Genomic DNA, 14,499 nt, shown 5'->3' with positions numbered 1-14,499 from the left:
CGATCAGCACGTCCTGAGGTCGCTCGAAATGCCGTGCCGGATGCAGCAACCGGTCAAGAAAAACATCAGGGCCCTCGGGCCCCACTTGGGGAAAACTCGTCGAAGTGGCTCTTTCCATCGATGGTCCTCCGCTTCCAAAAGGCTCCTCTGTTGACGTCATCTTGGTGGCTCTCGCGATTTCCACCGGCTGAAATTTTGGAGAGTTTCGACCAAATTTCAATGGCGCCAACAAGGCCGCATCCTCACGGTCCAGCCCAACATCAACATTTTTTCGAACCGGTGAAACAATCCGCGTGAATGTCAGTTCTGGCGTCTGAACAAGGCGCGCAGCAGCGCCAGGCAGTCGGGCAGGAGAGCCAATCATGTCTTACATTTCCAGGAGGCGGCTGTGCATTGGCTTCCTCGCAGGAGTTTTGACGCTCTCGACTGGCGGCTTTGCTCCGGTTTCAGCGCAAGAAATCCCAAACGACTTCAGCGCCATCGTGCGTCAGAAACTGCCGGCGGTGGTCGCCATCACGACCAGGCAGATCATCCAGGACCAAACGACGCTCGACGATTTTCTGAACCCCTTCGACGGCCGCGGGCCTGTCCAGCCGCAGGTGCGGGAAGCGCTTGGCTCCGGCTTCGTCATCAGTCCCGAGGGCTATATCGTCACCAACAATCATGTCGTGGCCGACTCCACCGAAATCCACGTCGTCTTCTCCGACAAGGAGACTTCGCCCGCGCGACTGGTGGGCCGCGATCCAGCAACCGATATCGCGGTGCTGAAGGTCGATCCACGGCCCAACATGACCATCGCGGTCTGGGGTGATTCCGACGCAATGCAGCCGGGTGCCTGGACGATCGCGATCGGCAGTCCCTTCGGGCTCGGGGGAACCGTTACCGTCGGTGTTCTTTCGGCCCGCTCGCGCGACATCCAGGCCGGCCCTTATGACGATTTCCTCCAGACAGACGCCTCGATCAACAGAGGCAATTCCGGCGGTCCCCTATTTAACGCACGCGGCGAAGTGATCGGCGTCAACACGGCCATCGTCTCGCCGTCGGGCGGCAGCATAGGCATCGGCTTCGCCGTGCCGTCGCAAACTGCACGGAGCGTCGCCGATCAAGTGATCCGCACCGGTCGGATTGAGCGCGGTTTCATCGGTGTGCGTCTCCAGGAGGTGACTCCGTCGCTTGCCGAGGCACTTGGAATGTCTGGCACCAAGGGAGCGCTGGTCGCCTCGGTCGAGCCCGGCAGTCCAGCGGAGAAGGCCGGCTTACGATCAGGCGACGTAATCAGTCGGTTCAACGGCAAGGACATCCAGGGTGTCCATGACTTGACGCTGGCTGCGGCGAACGAAAAGCCTGGGTCGAGAGCGACGCTGACAAGGAACCGCGGCGGCTCCGAGCAGGAGGTGGAGTTGACCGTCGGTCAACGCAAGGACGAGGAGGTGCAGACCGGTGCTGTTCCGAATCCGGAAGCGGCGGATCAAGGTCTCGGGCTGTCGCTCAGCCCAATTCCGGATGAAGCGCGCCAGCAGCTCGGTCTCCAGCCGGGTACCACCGGCGTGTTTGTCCAGGAGGTCGCGCCGAATAGTCTTGCGGCTGAAAGCGGTCTCAAGCCCGGCGATGTGATCGTCTCGGCGAACAACCAGAATGTTACCCACCCTTCGGATGTCCGACAGGAGTGGACGAAATCCCGGCAGCAGAACAAGCCGATCCTGTTCCGCATCGAACGGCAGGGACAATCGCTTTTCGTCGCCGTCTCAAACTCTTGAGCGACTATGTGCAGATGAAGATAGCCCAGATCGCACCTCTGATGGAGTCGGTACCGCCGAGGCTTTATGGCGGGACCGAGCGTATCGTTTCCTATTTGACCGAAGAGCTGGTTCGACAGGGCCACGATGTGACGTTGTTCGCCAGCGGCGATTCAAGCACTTCGGCCGAACTTGTGGCGTGTTGCGATACTGCACTGCGCCTGAACCCGAACGCCCATAATCACATCCCGTACCATGTCATGATGCTGGAACAGGTTCGCCGACGGGCGGATGAATTCGACGTGCTACATTTTCACGTCGATGTCCTGCACTTTCCGATAATTCGTGAGTTCGCGCAGCGAACCGTTACCACCCTTCATGGTCGGCTCGACCTTCCGGATCTGGCGCAACTTTACGCGATATTCGACGACATTCCGCTGATCTCGATTTCCAATGACCAGCGGCGGCCGATGCCGCCGGTCAATTGGCTCGGAACCGTCTACCATGGTTTGCCGCCCGACATTCTCCCCTTCCAGCCCAAGGCCTCGGGCTATCTGGCGTTCCTTGGCCGCATCTCGCCGGAAAAGGGGCCTGAAGTCGCGATGGAAATCGCTGCGCGCGCCGGAATGCCACTGAAGATCGCGGCCAAAATCGACGCGGTGGACCAATCATTTTGGAGTGAGAAAGTCGAACCCCAGTTGCTTCGAAATTCGAAGGTCGAGTTCATTGGCGAGATCGATGAGCGGCAGAAGGCGAAGTTTCTCGGCAATGCGGCGGCGCTGCTGTTTCCTATAGACTGGCCGGAGCCATTCGGCCTGGTAACGATCGAGGCGATGGCCTGCGGCACCCCGGTGATAGCGTTCAACCGCGGCGCCGTTCCAGAGGTCGTCGATGATGGTGTGTCCGGACTGATCGTGGAAAGCGTTGACGAGGCCGTAGATGCTCTACAGCGGATAGGCGGTCTCGATCGCGTCCGAGTGCGGAAAGCTTTTGAAAAGCGATTCACGGTGGAGCGCATGTGCAGCGATTATTTGGAAATCTACCACTCGCTGGCGCGCGACCAACGATTCTCACTGTGCTCGCGAAATGGCTTCGCGGCAAAAGCAGATACGCTAACCAGCCCTGTTTCGGGAGTGTTGGCTGTCTGAGCCGCCAGATTCCCGCCGGCCTCAGTCGACTTTCAACAGCGGAACTTCGCCGAAAATCCGCCAAGGATTCGAAGGACGCTCTCCGCAACCGCGCATCGCGGGATTGATGCGAAACACCATTGATAGGATATGGCCGGGCGCAACCATAATGGAATAAGCGCCAGCATCGGCCGTCTGAACAGGAGGGTTGAGATGAGCATCGAAGTCGAAGAACGTAAGCTTGATCCAGCCGTTGCTCTTCCCGCACTCGATGAATCGGCGCCGCGCGAGCCGCATAGACAATTCGCGCTGAAGCACGAGGACTGTTTCGTCGTTGCGGACAGTTATGGCGACATACGCGGCACTGGCGACGGGCTTTTCCGCGATGATACGCGTGTGCTGTCGCGCTTCCGGCTGTTCGTCGGCGACCACATGCCCTCGCTGCTCGGCGCCTCGCTGTCGCAGGACAACATCCTATTCACAGCCAATCTCACAAATCTGTCCACAATCGGATCCGACGGTAGTGAGGCGCTGCCGGGCGTCGTGCACATCGAGCGGACCAGGTTCATCTGGCAAGACCGCATGTTCGAGCGAATCGCGTTCTCGAACTACTCCCGACGCGAGGTCCTGCTGCCGGTTCGTTTCGACTTTGACGCCGATTTTCGTGACATGTTCGAGGTGCGCGGCACCACTCGAAGCCGCCGTGGTCGCGCCCATGACGCGCTGGTCGGTGAGACGAGCGTCACGTTCCGGTACGAAGGCCTCGACAATGTTTCGCGCCAATCTGTTATCGCGTTTTCGATGAGGCCTGATCAGGTGCACCCCAATCACGCCGAGTTCCTCATTCGGGTGGAAAGGCGCGCCAGAAGAGCATTGTACCTGGAGGTCGGTCAAAGCGAAGAAGTGCCATCCAGCGATCGCTTCCGCGCGGCGGCGGCGCGAGCTCGCTTTGCCATGCGCTCAAAGCGTCGGCAGGGCGCCACTATCTTCAGCTCGGGCCGCGTGTTCAACGACTGGCTCACGCGAACACGGGCCGACATTGCCCTGCTGACCACCGATCTGGAGACCGGGCCATATCCGTATGCCGGCATTCCCTGGTTTTCGACCGCTTTTGGCCGCGACGGCGTCATTTCCGCCTTGCAGATGCTGTGGCTGAACCCCGCGCTCGCTCGCGGAGTCCTGGCGTTCCTTGCCCGCTATCAGTCGACAGAGACTTCGATATTTGACGATGCCGAACCCGGCAAGATCATGCACGAGACCCGCAAGGGGGAAATGGCTGTCCTGCGCGAACTGCCGTTCGGCCGCTACTATGGTGGCGTCGACACCACTCCGCTCTATGTCTACCTGGGTTGTTCCTACGCTGATCGCACCGGAGATCAGGAATTCGTCGACCGCATGTGGGATTCGCTATGTGCGGCAATCGGGTGGATGGAGGAGGTGGGAGCTCGCAACGGGGACGGCTTCGTGACCTACAGCAGGGCGGCAGATACCGGGCTTTTCAACCAAGGCTGGAAGGACAGCGCCGACGCGATCTTCCATGCCGATGGTACGATACCGAAGGGGCCGATCGCACTGGTGGAGGTGCAAGGCTATGTCTTCGCAGCCTATCAAGGCATGGCTGCATTGGCAGCCAAACGCGGCGACGCGGCCAAGGCAGCGCACTGGAGCGCCATGGCGGAAAAAATCCGCAGCGCAGTGGAGACCCGGTTCTGGATGCCGGAGCGAAACTTCTACGCCTTAGCAATCGATGGGGAAGGCAAGCAATGCGCGGTGCGCGCCTCCAACGCGGCGCACCTGCTTTATGTCGGGCTGCCATCGGCGGAACGGGCGCAATCAATTGCCGAGCAGTTGCTGTCGGCGCATCTCCACAGCGGTTGGGGCGTTCGCACCTTGGCCGACGACGAGCTCCCGTTCAATCCGATGTCCTATCATAACGGCTCGATCTGGCCGCATGACACCGCAATCTGTGCCGCGGGACTAGCCCGCTATCAGCAGCGCACCAGCGTCGTGAAGCTTTTGAGCAGCATGTTCGAGGCGGCGGTCCAGTTCAACATGCGGCTTCCGGAGCTGTTCTGCGGCTTTACGCGCGCCATCGGCGACGCACCGATTGCTTATCCGGTTGCCTGTCTGCCGCAGGCGTGGTCTGCCGGTTCGGCCTTCATGATGTTGCAGGCCTGTCTTGGGATCCGCATCGATGGTTGGAAGCGCGAGATCAATGTCGAACGCCCACGGTTGCCGATCGGCATCGACAACATCGTCATCCGGCATTTAGCCGTTGGGGAGGTGAAGGTCGATCTCAATTTCCAGCGCGTCGGCGACCGGGTCGTCTGCTATCTCGGTGAACCGCACGAGGGCCTGGTGCCGCTGGCCGTTCGCTCTTAGCAATCGCAGCCGGAGTGCCTGCCATCGGCTTCGAGATGCTGCTGGCGTTTGCCTGGCGAGCTGGTCTTGAATGTAAAAGAGGTGCTTCCAATCTCTTCTGTGATGTGCAGCCGGCATTTAGCGGTTCGAGTACGAGCAGTGCATCTGCGGAAACGATCACCAGGTCCAGTTGTTGAAGGGAGGTACTATGGAAAGTGATGCTTTCAAGCAGCCAGTCTTCGTAGGGGAGAAATGGCTACATGCAAAAAATCGACTGCGTGATGGATGCTATTGAGTTTCTGGAAGAATGGCCTGTCGAAAAACGTGGTCTCCTTCACGCGGCGGCCTGTGAGGCGTGCTACTCGGCTTACGATGGCCGCAAGCCTGTCGAGGCTGCGCACAAGGCCTTTACGACTTGGGCCCGCAAGATCGGCGTCATCGAGGATGTGCCTACAGCACCGCCGTGGATGACAGGATTAAAGAGATCAGTAACGCAGACCGCGTGTGAGGGTGCGGAACCGGGACGATGCTCGTCACCGGTGATCATCCGGCGGTCTCGATCTTGGTCTTTGAGGGCTGAGACCGGGGCGGCCAGCCACTGGCTGGTGTTCGCCTCATCTTGCGCCAACCGGTTAGGCTGGTCCCTAACCGACATCTGGAACATTCGTACACGCGTGAAGTTCGGAATCTGCCTTGGTTGAATCCCCGTAGCCAAGGTCGGAGCTGCCTCCATTCAGCTTCCACAGCCCGCCCCGGACGGGGGCAAAACTGTCTGGGGCGGGTTTCGATCTGGCCTGGCTATAAATTGCGACTTGTGCAGTAAGGCGACACCTAACCAGAACGCCGAACGCGCACGCGACCGGCAGCCTAGCGCAAGGAGGGCCCGGTAGCGCAACTGCGCGCCTCCACCAACGGATCGCCGCTTCGAACTTCCCAACAGCTCTCGGCGCCGGAGCGCCAGAAATGGAGTTCGAGCCGCTCTTTCCCGAGCCGCACGTCTTTTCAGGTGAATTCAGGCATCCAGTCCGGCAGCCTGGGATCGATGTACAGCTTGCCATTTGGAGCGTCGGGCTGGAAGCCGATGATCGCCTGCAAAAGTGAAAAGCACGACCCCGCCGCCCAGCCTGCGGCACGCCTTGACAAAGATCGGCACCGCTTGACTCGTTCCCGACGCGTTCCCATTTTGGTCTTCCGCAACGGCAGGCTGGTGATCTCATGTGTGGGCTCGTTTTCGTCAAAACGACAATCCCGGACATGGTGCGGCGTTTCGAATTTGCCCATCCCGGCGATGTCGAGCGCATGGGGAATGCTTTCCCGATCTGGAACGGTGCGCCGAGCCCGAGCTATCCGATCATCATGGCGAAGAGTCGCTCGGGCGGTTATCGAAGCCGCTTTCCAGTCACAGCACAATTCAATGGTCGGAGCCCACGCATTTCGCCCGGATGTGGATCACATCCTACAGGTGATTGCGGGATCACGTGAACTGCTGAAACGGCTTCGCCGGCGCCAACTCGATGACGCTGCCAAGGATCGGCAACGGAACTGCCGCACTTCTGGGAACACACGGTCGGCAGTGGCCACGCGACGCTCGGCTTGCGTGCCGCCATTCGTCTAGCTAACAGGTGAAACCTGGCCTGTTTGCGGGAGATGTCCGCTGTTATGTCGACTTACGTGGCGAAGGCAGCGGAGAACCGGCGCGGCTTCAACCTCGTCACGCGAGGACTGGAGAGATCAGTCTAGGGGCCCCGGCAACTGCTGCGGCATTCGGCAAAGCGGGGCGCCGCTGCCACGAATTGCTGGAAGCAGATCGTTGCGACCCTGGGCGGGCAGATGCAGCGTGCAGGCTTTGAGGGGGGCACCATCAACCGCGAACTTCGCGAGTTCCACAACTCCGATCAGCGCGAGCTTTGGCTGCGATCTGGACAGGGTCAGCGCCCCGGAGGCAGCGCCGTGTGACCCGGCTCCGATCTGAGAGCCGGGTCCGGAGTCGGATTAGTAGTCGCTGTTCTCGATCACGACGTGACGATGCCGGCGGTGCATCGGGCGGTCGTCCGAACGTTTAATGATGATGGTATCGGGACGATGATGTCTGCGCCAATAATGGCGATTGCCATTGTCGTAAAACGCCTCGGTGCCATGACGGCGATGATGGAGGCGAGCTCCGTCCTCATTGATGACGACAGCGTCCGCACGATGGTGATGGCGGTGCTGGTTCGTGGTGAGAACGATCGCATCCGCCGAGGCAATGGAAGGCGCGGCCAAGCAAAGCGCCAGCGCGCCCAGAATCAGGGTGGTTTTCATGTTCAACTCTCCAAGGAAGTAAGATGCCCTTCGTTCAATAAACATCGTTTGCACACTTTGGTTCCTGTCTGGATTGTTAGCCGGCACGACTCGGCGAGCCGCGACGCTTCCCTTGAGGGTCTCCGGAGTGGCAGATTTCACAGCCCGATAGTTTGCCCGGCTTCCAGATGAAGGAAAGCCACCGACGAATCGCTGAGCGGGTCGTCAGGGACGCGTGGACTGAATACACGGTCGAGAATGGCGAGCAGCGAACCCAGAGCGCGCATCGCGTCCCAAGCGGGCGCGGATCATTGACGGCCGGGAGGCACCCCCACGGGGGGCCGGCGCGCGGGCCAATTATCCGATCACCGACGCAGAAATTTTTACCAAATATTCCGACCCCATAATGTGATTTGGTTTTTCAGCAGGTTCTCCCAATATGCCACTCAGAGCGGGGATTGGGAGGTCACGCGGATGGAACGCCTGTTGAAGTCCGACGACGTCATACAACAAGCCATAGACCAGGCTATTCAGGGCGAAATCGTCTCCCTTAGGAAGGCCGTCGCATTTATCCGAACGAAGCGCCCTGACCTCAAGGGCGAGCTGGACGAACTCGGCCACGACAACCCACTATGTGAAAAGGTGGTCCAAATCGCTGCGCAGACTGGGAAAGCCGTCCTCTTCGACCTGCACGATTAGACCAGCGCCCGTTGTTTAAAACTATCATAATCAGCGGATCGCAATTCCGACCCGCATTGGAACCATTTGTCCGACAATAAGTTATAGGCGCCAGGACTCATGGGGGCTCCCTTGGCAATGCGTGACAAAGCCGGCCACAAGACCGTCGCCGGCTCTCTTCAGGAACTGATCCGAAACGAGGACAACCGTCGTCAGGTTCGGAGGGCCTTCCGGTTGGAGGTCGAACCTGAGTTGCCGCCGACGTTAGCCTCACTCCTCGACGCCATTGAACAGGCTCATCAGGAAACCATAAATTACCCTCATGAGCCAGCAGAGGTACGACTTGAGGCGAGACCCGGATGGGAGTTGGACGGTGTTCGACGTGTTCACCGGGCAGCCGGCTGATAGTGGGGGTCACCGGCTGAACACCTCGACCAGCCCTACGCCGAGGACTTGGCAGCGATCCTGAATGCCGAAGACCTGAAGCGTGGGGTCCTCCGAGGTGATCGACGTCCCGGGCCTGCATTCCCAAGTAATTGAGTAAAATCTTATCGTTGTCCTATATGCAAAGGACACTATGTCGCTGAATATCCTGTCTATTCGGCAACGAAGTGGCACCTTAGCGCGTACTAATGTGAGTAGCGGGGTCTGCGCTTGCTGCACTTCGTAGGACAACCACAGGAGAGTGTCATGGCCAGTATCCTTGCGAGAACCGCCAAAGCATTGGCGAGTGGTGCAATGATNACAGGAGAGTGTCATGGCCAGTATCCTTGCGAGAACCGCCAAAGCATTGGCGAGTGGTGCAATGATTGCAGTTATGTGCATGCCGGCATATGCGGGCGGGATCGGCGTCGGAGCCGGAGCCTCGGTCGGTGGGAGCGGCGGCGTGAATGCGGGGGTGGGTGCTTCCATCGGCGGTTCGGGCGGAGTGAACGCTGGCGTCGGCGCCTCGGTCGGTAGCGCGGGCGGCGTCAATGCTGGTGGTGGTGTCTCAGTTGGAGGAGCAGGCGGTGTCAACGCCGGGCTTGGAATGTCGGTCGGTGATACCAATGGCATCAGTGCCGGAGCCGCTGCGACGGTGGGCAGCCCGAAGGTTTTGAAGGCAAGAATTGGCGCAAAGATCGGTGGCCCCAATACATTGCGGGCAGGGGCTTCGGTCGGTGGCTCAAGCGGCGTCAATGCCGGTCTCGGGGCGTCGGTCGGTGGCTCAAGCGGCGTCAATGCCGGAGCCGGTGCGCGGGTAGGCGGAACAAACGGCGTGACGGCCGGATTGGGTACAACTGTGGGCGGCACGAGCGGCGTTGGTGCTGGGGCGGGCGTAGGCATTGGCAACGGCGTCAATATGGCTCTCGGCATCGGCGTCGGGAACGGTCCAAGCAGCCCAAGCAACCCGAGCAATCCGACCGGTCCCAAAGTAGCCAGTGCCGTCGCTAATATGTCGGGTGGCAAGTTGGCTCGCATGAAGAAGCGGTGCGTAGACGTGCTTGGCAGCCAAGAGACTTATGATCGCGACCTGCGCCAGCTCTGCCTACTGATCGGCGGCCGTTGACCTGGACAGCCGGGACGGAAGTGCGAACCAGCCGTAAGGCGGTATGACACTCTCCTAGCCTTCGGCCAGTCAGAAAGCCCGTCTCCCGCAAGCGACGGGCTTTTTGCCGGTGCTATCGGAGAAGGTCGCCATATTCTGGGACCCGCACTCGATCATTCTTAGCTTCTAACGCTCGCGGCTCGTCTCTAAACCCTCCATGTTTTGGCTAGCCTGAGCCTTGCCTGGCTCCGATCACCCGCGCAGAGATTTGCACTAATTCCGACACCATCGGTCGGGCTTTAGTCCGAGTTGACATTCACGCGAGGCCGCTCAAATGATCCGCCAAATCGGGGGCAGGGGATTACATGCCGATAGCACGCCTCGCGAAAGACAGCGTCTTTGAACCTGAAGATCTGACCTTTCTGTACGAAATGATGGACCAACTCTGTTTGCTGCGCGGGATAGAGCGCCAAAGCCATGAAGCTGAAGCGGCGGCCCTGGCGCTGATTGCCCGCTACAAGGCTGGGCTGCGCGGTGACGAACTCGCGCAATCGTTGGAACTCAAATAGCCGATTTGAGGCAGTCCAATCAGGGAACCATCAAGGCCACCAATGGTTGGGCTCAGTGCAACCGTGCAGGCCGACCATGCAAGAACTGTCTACCGAGCAACAGCAGTCTATATCGCGTCTCATTCGGAAGTGGATTACTTCTGAGACCGTGCGTCGTTACATCTTCCAACTGCTGAAACTCCCTGCAGACCCGGATCTATCCGAGGAGCAGCGGTCCAAGCTTGACGAGCTTAATCGGAAGCACAACGTATCGTCCCATGGAACCAAGGTACGAACTAAAGAGGGACCCGAAGGGGTGGTCGGTGGTCGACCGACACACCGGCAAACCAGCGGAGCCCGAAGGTCACCCAGCGGTCGGCCTGGACGTCACCTACGCGACTGACTTGGTGATACTCCTGAACGCCAACGACCTGAAGAGCAGGGCTCTCATACGGGCGATTCGCCTGACGGGTCAGCAGCAAGCCAACTTGACGTCTTTGTACGCTTCCAGCTCTTGATTTTTTAAAGAAACGCGCGAGAGAATCGCTTGAGTTGGCCTTCTGTCTCGATGGGGGGGGGTGGGATGGATGCTGAAGCGTCTGGTTGGCCTGCGCAGCGCACCGCTTGGGAACTGGTTTGCGACGTCCTAAGGGGTTTTCAAGAGGGCAACCTGGTTTCGGTGAAGGTGACCATTGCAACGGTGCGGGAACGCGACCCGCATCTCTTGGAGTCGGACTGTCATCTGGTCGAGATCGTAGTTGATGTGGCTCCGAAGCGGGGGCTGTTCGTTGCCTTTGACGTTCGTGAAGCATGATGCCCCTCGGTCGGTTTCATCCTCCGGTCACAGTAAAGACCACCATCGAAGGTGATGTCCGGCACAACATCAGCGACGGTTCAAGCGGCAAGGGAACAACTCGTTCAGTGGACCAAAAGAGGGCCGAAATGGTATCTGGCGGCCGGTGCCTGCTTGGCCTCACTTGATGGCAAATTACCCCCACACGTGGCTCGAAGGGCGTTCGTAGAGGCTGCTATCGAGGAAGGGATGCTTCTCTACGATCCTGAGGGTTGAAGAGGCTCATAAGCGAACCCTAAATTACCATCATGATAGAGCGGCGGTATGACCTGAGGCGACACCCAGACGGGACCTGGACGGTGTTCGACGTGTTCACCGGGCAGCCAATTTCGCCTGATGGTATGGCAGCCGTTGGCCTCAACAGAATATGCCGACGATCTGGTCGACCTACTGAATGCCGAGGATCTGAAGAGCAGGCTTTCCCAGGGGAGGTTCACCTGATGGCCACCCACTGGTTCAACCCTCCGGTCCCCGTGAAGGGCGAGCGGGCCGGCATGATCTCCAACGTCAACAACGTCGAGGCAGCCGCCGAGCATCTCATTAGGTGGACCAACAAGGGTCCCCACTGGGACGTGGGGTGAAGTGCTGCGTGGCCACTATCGAGGCCAATGCGACAGCCCAGGAGGCCAGGAGGTTCTTCAGGCTGGCTGCTATCGAGGAAGGGATGCTCCTCGCTGCGTATGAGCTGGGCAACTGAGTACCGGATCCCCTAGGCCATACCCTAGGACAACTTCAGGGGGGCCTAGAGGGGAGCCTTGCTGCTGGCAGGCTGGAAGCCGTTGTCGGCGCTCACCGGCCTGGACGCTCAAGAATTGCGGATGGCGCAAAGGCTGCTCGCGGTTGGCAACCAGAGGACGAACCGAACGCTTCAAATATCGTCGGCCCGTTCACACGATCGAATATTATTGGGCAGGCTGGGGCTGGCAGATCGACCTGCTGGAAATGACAAAGCTATTTCTCAGATGGCCGCTGCACTCACAAGTGGTCAGCAGAGTCCCGTCCTTGCGGCACTCATGAAGGCCGGCCAAGGCTCCCGCTTGCAACAGTCACAGGTCGATCGTGTCGCGCGGGCGCTTTTGCTTTCCTCGACCGAAAGTAATTGACCCTTCCATCCAGAAGGCGACGGCGAACACGCTCAGGATGACGATCGACGCCGAAGCGGCGCCGTAGATGAATTGGATTATCATCTGGTCGAGAATCCAGCCAAGGCCCTGGTGGATGCCGACAAGAATGACAACGAAGATGACAGCGGCAATAAGCTGAAGCACGGTGTTCCTAGACATGGGTAGTGGGCACAAGACGAAACCGTCCCGATTGATAGATAAGCGGCAGCGGCTTTGAAGGGTAGAGAATGGCGCTTCCATTCAACGGTCGAGTCCGCACATAAAGGCCCATGGGAATACTTCGACCGAGACCGAAGCCAAAAAAGGCATATCCAAATAGCAACCGCTATGGAGAGGGCGGCCGGCGCATCTATAGCGCATATGCCGCTTCTGACGAAAAGAAGCCGGTAATTCGACGCAAACGGCGGCGCCGCATGGTGCTCATAGGCGGCGGATCGCTCGCTGTGCCTTGCTCTACCTGCTCGGGGCTGGTTAACCGGCAATTGATGCGGCCCGGCGCCTGTGGGTTGGGGCGAACAGGAACCGGGCCTAACCGTCGGGCTGTCTGTGCGCACGGAGCCGTCGGCTCGATTATTTATGCGCAAATGCTAATATACATCAAAGCTATCAGAATGAAGTACGAGAACAGCAATAGGGAGGAAGAGCACGGGCCGATGAAGCTGGCGACAATCCACATCGGAGACGATCGGTGACTTCGGTTTTTTTTCGCCACCGGCGTCTTCTCAATGAACAGCGCCGACTAGATCTCGGAAGACTGACGACCAGATCGGAAATCAGCCGACCGACTATCATATTGAGCTTCCAAAGCACAATAGGCCACTGCGGTCTGCGTTTCCGGGCCGTAGAGCTCAAGAGCCGCCTTCACTGCATCGTCAGGGAGAGCCGCAGCGCAGCACCGTTGTCTGTCAGAAGCACCAAAACGATCCTCCTGGGTGCTCGTTACACAACACCCTTTGGCCCTATCGAGCAAATGAAGCCGGTGGCTTGTCGAAAAACAGGGCGACCGACGTTGGGCGGGGTGGGGTTGGGGATTCGTCGGTCACCCATAGGAAAGGGGGCCATAGAAGAGGTTGGCCCTAGGGTGATCATGCCACCCAACCCTCAATTTGGGAAGAGCCGCCCGCCGACAGCTCAACGCCCCTGTCTGTCCGGAACTCGGGCAACGCTTCTTTGTCTTCGACAGCTTTCGTGCCGGCCGATTCCACAACCTGCGGCCCGACGGCTTAGTTGCGACGGGGCACGCAGCGAAAGGCGCTGGGCCTAATCGGCGGCAAGTTGTTGGGATGTGCTGCCGCCTGGCGAAGAAATATGCAATTCCTGGGAATGGGCGGGCTTTTTCGTTTCGGCGTGGTAGCGTGAAGCGATGAGACTGTGGTTATTCGGTCTGCTGGTCCTGCTTTTCATGGCTGCTGTCTTCTGGCCGGCGGCGCACATGGCGGTTATTTCGGCCGCTTCGGGAAGTTGATTATTTGGGCGCTGTCTTCCGGCTCTAATGCTTCATGATTTTGCTGCTCGTGCCACATCACCTGTCGGAAGTCGCGCATGTCGACTTTCTGGCCGCAAGTTGCGCATGAATAGAAATTGTCGGGGCCGTTTCCCCTTGCGCCGTGGCGCTTGCCAAGCACGGGCGGACCGAGGTCAGATAGTTTGGTCATGTCGGTTTGTCCACCAGCGGTTTCTTCCGGGGCGGCGGCTTATAGGCATTCACCAGGCGCAGGCTGTCTAGGTTGACGGTGATAGTCACGCCAAAGTTCACAGTCGCCAGATCACCATCGATGTGAGTGACGTTGCCGATAAGCTCGATTGCCACCTCATCGCCTATGTTGATGCTGCCATTAGCCATGCGGATTCAAACTCGGAGCAGGCGAGTTTGTTTCGTAAGCAGATGCTAAAATGTGACCGCCCGTCGTGGAACATACCTCCAGTCGCGAAATGCTCGACCTCGTAGCCTTCATCGGTCGAAACGCGGTCGCGGTCGCGGAAGTCGCGCTTGCTCTTGTCGTCTGCCATAGCGGTCTCCTGGCGGTCCGTCGCTTCGCAACGCATAGGCAGCAGGTTTGTTGCAACCGGCTTCGATTTGCAAATTCGGAACTATTTTAGCTAAAGCTGATTGAATCGCGTCTGTAGCGAGTCAGCGCATGCGTTTGAAGTTTATCCATCCGATGGAGCCCGAACTGCTCGATACGCCACCGCAGGGCGATGACTGGCTCCACGAGATCAAGTTTGATGGCTACCGCACCCAGGTCATCAAGGACGAAGACGGC

General features: G+C 59.1%; 15 protein-coding genes and 2 pseudogenes. 10 read left to right on the top strand and 7 right to left on the bottom strand.

All coding sequences use genetic code 11. The features are described from left to right. Positions 1 to 364: pseudogene (locus X741_RS1000000170675) on the bottom strand (hypothetical protein); the annotation flags it as partial. On the opposite strand from X741_RS1000000170675, the gene X741_RS136895 reads away from it, so the two are divergent. The 4 genes from X741_RS136895 to X741_RS1000000171340 all read left to right on the top strand — a co-directional run bounded on the left by X741_RS136895 (position 363) and on the right by X741_RS1000000171340 (position 5,925). Beyond that, on the top strand, positions 363 to 1,757 hold the full coding sequence (locus tag X741_RS136895; protein WP_031250787.1) for a Do family serine endopeptidase: 1,395 nt from the start codon (positions 363 to 365) through the stop codon (positions 1,755 to 1,757). The pseudogene X741_RS1000000170675 and the gene X741_RS136895 sit on opposite strands and share 2 nt — an antisense overlap. A 14-nt stretch (positions 1,758 to 1,771) precedes the next feature. Next, positions 1,772 to 2,884, top strand: a complete 1,113-nt coding sequence (locus X741_RS136900) for a glycosyltransferase family 4 protein (protein ID WP_031250786.1) — start codon at positions 1,772 to 1,774, stop codon at positions 2,882 to 2,884. A gap of 192 nt (positions 2,885 to 3,076) precedes the next feature. Next, positions 3,077 to 5,245, top strand: a complete 2,169-nt coding sequence (locus tag X741_RS136905; protein ID WP_031250785.1) for an amylo-alpha-1,6-glucosidase — start codon at positions 3,077 to 3,079, stop codon at positions 5,243 to 5,245. A gap of 239 nt (positions 5,246 to 5,484) precedes the next feature. Further along, positions 5,485 to 5,925, top strand: a complete 441-nt coding sequence (locus X741_RS1000000171340) for a DUF982 domain-containing protein (protein WP_245272811.1) — start codon at positions 5,485 to 5,487, stop codon at positions 5,923 to 5,925. 301 nt (positions 5,926 to 6,226) lie between these two features. Here X741_RS1000000171340 and X741_RS1000000170620 read toward each other — a convergent pair whose 3' ends face one another. Further along, entirely contained in the window at positions 6,227 to 6,505 is a 279-nt protein-coding gene (locus X741_RS1000000170620) for a hypothetical protein (protein WP_198024019.1), read from the bottom strand. Between the two features lie 711 nt (positions 6,506 to 7,216). Then, positions 7,217 to 7,525 (bottom strand): hypothetical protein, encoded by a 309-nt coding sequence (locus X741_RS136915; protein ID WP_023780928.1) that lies wholly within the window; start codon positions 7,523 to 7,525, stop codon positions 7,217 to 7,219. Between the two features lie 453 nt (positions 7,526 to 7,978). On the opposite strand from X741_RS136915, the gene X741_RS0136330 reads away from it, so the two are divergent. The 5 genes from X741_RS0136330 (at position 7,979) to X741_RS1000000171330 (ending at position 11,692) form a co-directional block, all read left to right on the top strand. Then, complete coding sequence (locus tag X741_RS0136330) at positions 7,979 to 8,203, top strand: hypothetical protein (RefSeq protein ID WP_031250781.1); 225 nt, start codon at positions 7,979 to 7,981, stop codon at positions 8,201 to 8,203. Between the two features lie 736 nt (positions 8,204 to 8,939). After that, positions 8,940 to 9,731 carry a hypothetical protein gene (locus X741_RS136920; protein ID WP_032928508.1) on the top strand — a complete coding sequence of 264 codons (792 nt, stop codon included), beginning with the start codon at positions 8,940 to 8,942 and terminating at the stop codon, positions 9,729 to 9,731. A 344-nt stretch (positions 9,732 to 10,075) separates the two neighbouring features. After that, complete coding sequence (locus tag X741_RS136925) at positions 10,076 to 10,279, top strand: hypothetical protein (RefSeq protein WP_023780923.1); 204 nt, start codon at positions 10,076 to 10,078, stop codon at positions 10,277 to 10,279. Positions 10,280 to 10,841: 562 nt separating this feature from the next. Continuing rightward, entirely contained in the window at positions 10,842 to 11,072 is a 231-nt protein-coding gene (locus X741_RS136930; RefSeq protein WP_031250779.1) for a hypothetical protein, read from the top strand. 479 nt (positions 11,073 to 11,551) lie between these two features. Next, complete coding sequence (locus tag X741_RS1000000171330) at positions 11,552 to 11,692, top strand: hypothetical protein (RefSeq protein ID WP_023780919.1); 141 nt, start codon at positions 11,552 to 11,554, stop codon at positions 11,690 to 11,692. A 465-nt stretch (positions 11,693 to 12,157) separates the two neighbouring features. Here the strand turns inward: X741_RS1000000171330 and X741_RS136935 are convergent, their stop codons facing one another. The 4 genes from X741_RS136935 to X741_RS1000000171325 form a co-directional block, all read right to left on the bottom strand. Continuing rightward, positions 12,158 to 12,379, bottom strand: a complete 222-nt coding sequence (locus X741_RS136935; protein ID WP_031250778.1) for a hypothetical protein — start codon at positions 12,377 to 12,379, stop codon at positions 12,158 to 12,160. A gap of 1,295 nt (positions 12,380 to 13,674) precedes the next feature. Next, on the bottom strand, positions 13,675 to 13,890 hold the full coding sequence (locus X741_RS0136315; RefSeq protein ID WP_031250777.1) for a hypothetical protein: 216 nt from the start codon (positions 13,888 to 13,890) through the stop codon (positions 13,675 to 13,677). Next, positions 13,887 to 14,078, bottom strand: a complete 192-nt coding sequence (locus tag X741_RS00515; RefSeq protein WP_023780914.1) for a hypothetical protein — start codon at positions 14,076 to 14,078, stop codon at positions 13,887 to 13,889. Before X741_RS00515 ends, X741_RS0136315 begins: the two co-directional genes overlap by 4 nt. Then, on the bottom strand, positions 14,054 to 14,245 hold the full coding sequence (locus X741_RS1000000171325) for a DUF3606 domain-containing protein (RefSeq protein WP_156937974.1): 192 nt from the start codon (positions 14,243 to 14,245) through the stop codon (positions 14,054 to 14,056). The genes X741_RS00515 and X741_RS1000000171325 overlap by 25 nt, the downstream gene beginning before the upstream one ends. Before the next feature lie 128 nt (positions 14,246 to 14,373). Here X741_RS1000000171325 and X741_RS1000000171320 point away from each other — a divergent pair. Then, positions 14,374 to 14,499: pseudogene (locus X741_RS1000000171320) on the top strand (ATP-dependent DNA ligase); the annotation flags it as partial.

The organism is Mesorhizobium sp. LNHC221B00 (genome assembly GCF_000502935.1).
Classification (GTDB): Bacteria; Pseudomonadota; Alphaproteobacteria; order Rhizobiales; family Rhizobiaceae; genus Mesorhizobium; species Mesorhizobium opportunistum.
The sequence above is the reverse complement of the archived record's forward strand: the minus strand, read 5'-3'. Positions and strand labels throughout refer to the sequence as shown.

Excerpts from the sequence above, each read along its gene's own strand:
- X741_RS00515 (WP_023780914.1), bottom strand. The coding sequence starts at position 14,078 with ATGGCTAATGGCAGCATCAACATAGGCGATGAGGTGGCAATCGAGCTT.
- X741_RS0136315 (WP_031250777.1), bottom strand. The coding sequence starts at position 13,890 with ATGACCAAACTATCTGACCTCGGTCCGCCCGTGCTTGGCAAGCGCCAC.
- X741_RS1000000171340 (WP_245272811.1), top strand. The coding sequence starts at position 5,485 with ATGCAAAAAATCGACTGCGTGATGGATGCTATTGAGTTTCTGGAAGAA.
- X741_RS136895 (WP_031250787.1), top strand. The coding sequence starts at position 363 with ATGTCTTACATTTCCAGGAGGCGGCTGTGCATTGGCTTCCTCGCAGGA.
- X741_RS0136330 (WP_031250781.1), top strand. The coding sequence starts at position 7,979 with ATGGAACGCCTGTTGAAGTCCGACGACGTCATACAACAAGCCATAGAC.
- X741_RS136925 (WP_023780923.1), top strand. The coding sequence starts at position 10,076 with ATGCCGATAGCACGCCTCGCGAAAGACAGCGTCTTTGAACCTGAAGAT.
- X741_RS1000000170620 (WP_198024019.1), bottom strand. The coding sequence starts at position 6,505 with ATGGGCAAATTCGAAACGCCGCACCATGTCCGGGATTGTCGTTTTGAC.
- X741_RS1000000171330 (WP_023780919.1), top strand. The coding sequence starts at position 11,552 with ATGGCCACCCACTGGTTCAACCCTCCGGTCCCCGTGAAGGGCGAGCGG.
- X741_RS136915 (WP_023780928.1), bottom strand. The coding sequence starts at position 7,525 with ATGAAAACCACCCTGATTCTGGGCGCGCTGGCGCTTTGCTTGGCCGCG.
- X741_RS136900 (WP_031250786.1), top strand. The coding sequence starts at position 1,772 with ATGAAGATAGCCCAGATCGCACCTCTGATGGAGTCGGTACCGCCGAGG.
- X741_RS136930 (WP_031250779.1), top strand. The coding sequence starts at position 10,842 with ATGGATGCTGAAGCGTCTGGTTGGCCTGCGCAGCGCACCGCTTGGGAA.
- X741_RS1000000171325 (WP_156937974.1), bottom strand. The coding sequence starts at position 14,245 with ATGGCAGACGACAAGAGCAAGCGCGACTTCCGCGACCGCGACCGCGTT.
- X741_RS136905 (WP_031250785.1), top strand. The coding sequence starts at position 3,077 with ATGAGCATCGAAGTCGAAGAACGTAAGCTTGATCCAGCCGTTGCTCTT.
- X741_RS136920 (WP_032928508.1), top strand. The coding sequence starts at position 8,940 with ATGGCCAGTATCCTTGCGAGAACCGCCAAAGCATTGGCGAGTGGTGCA.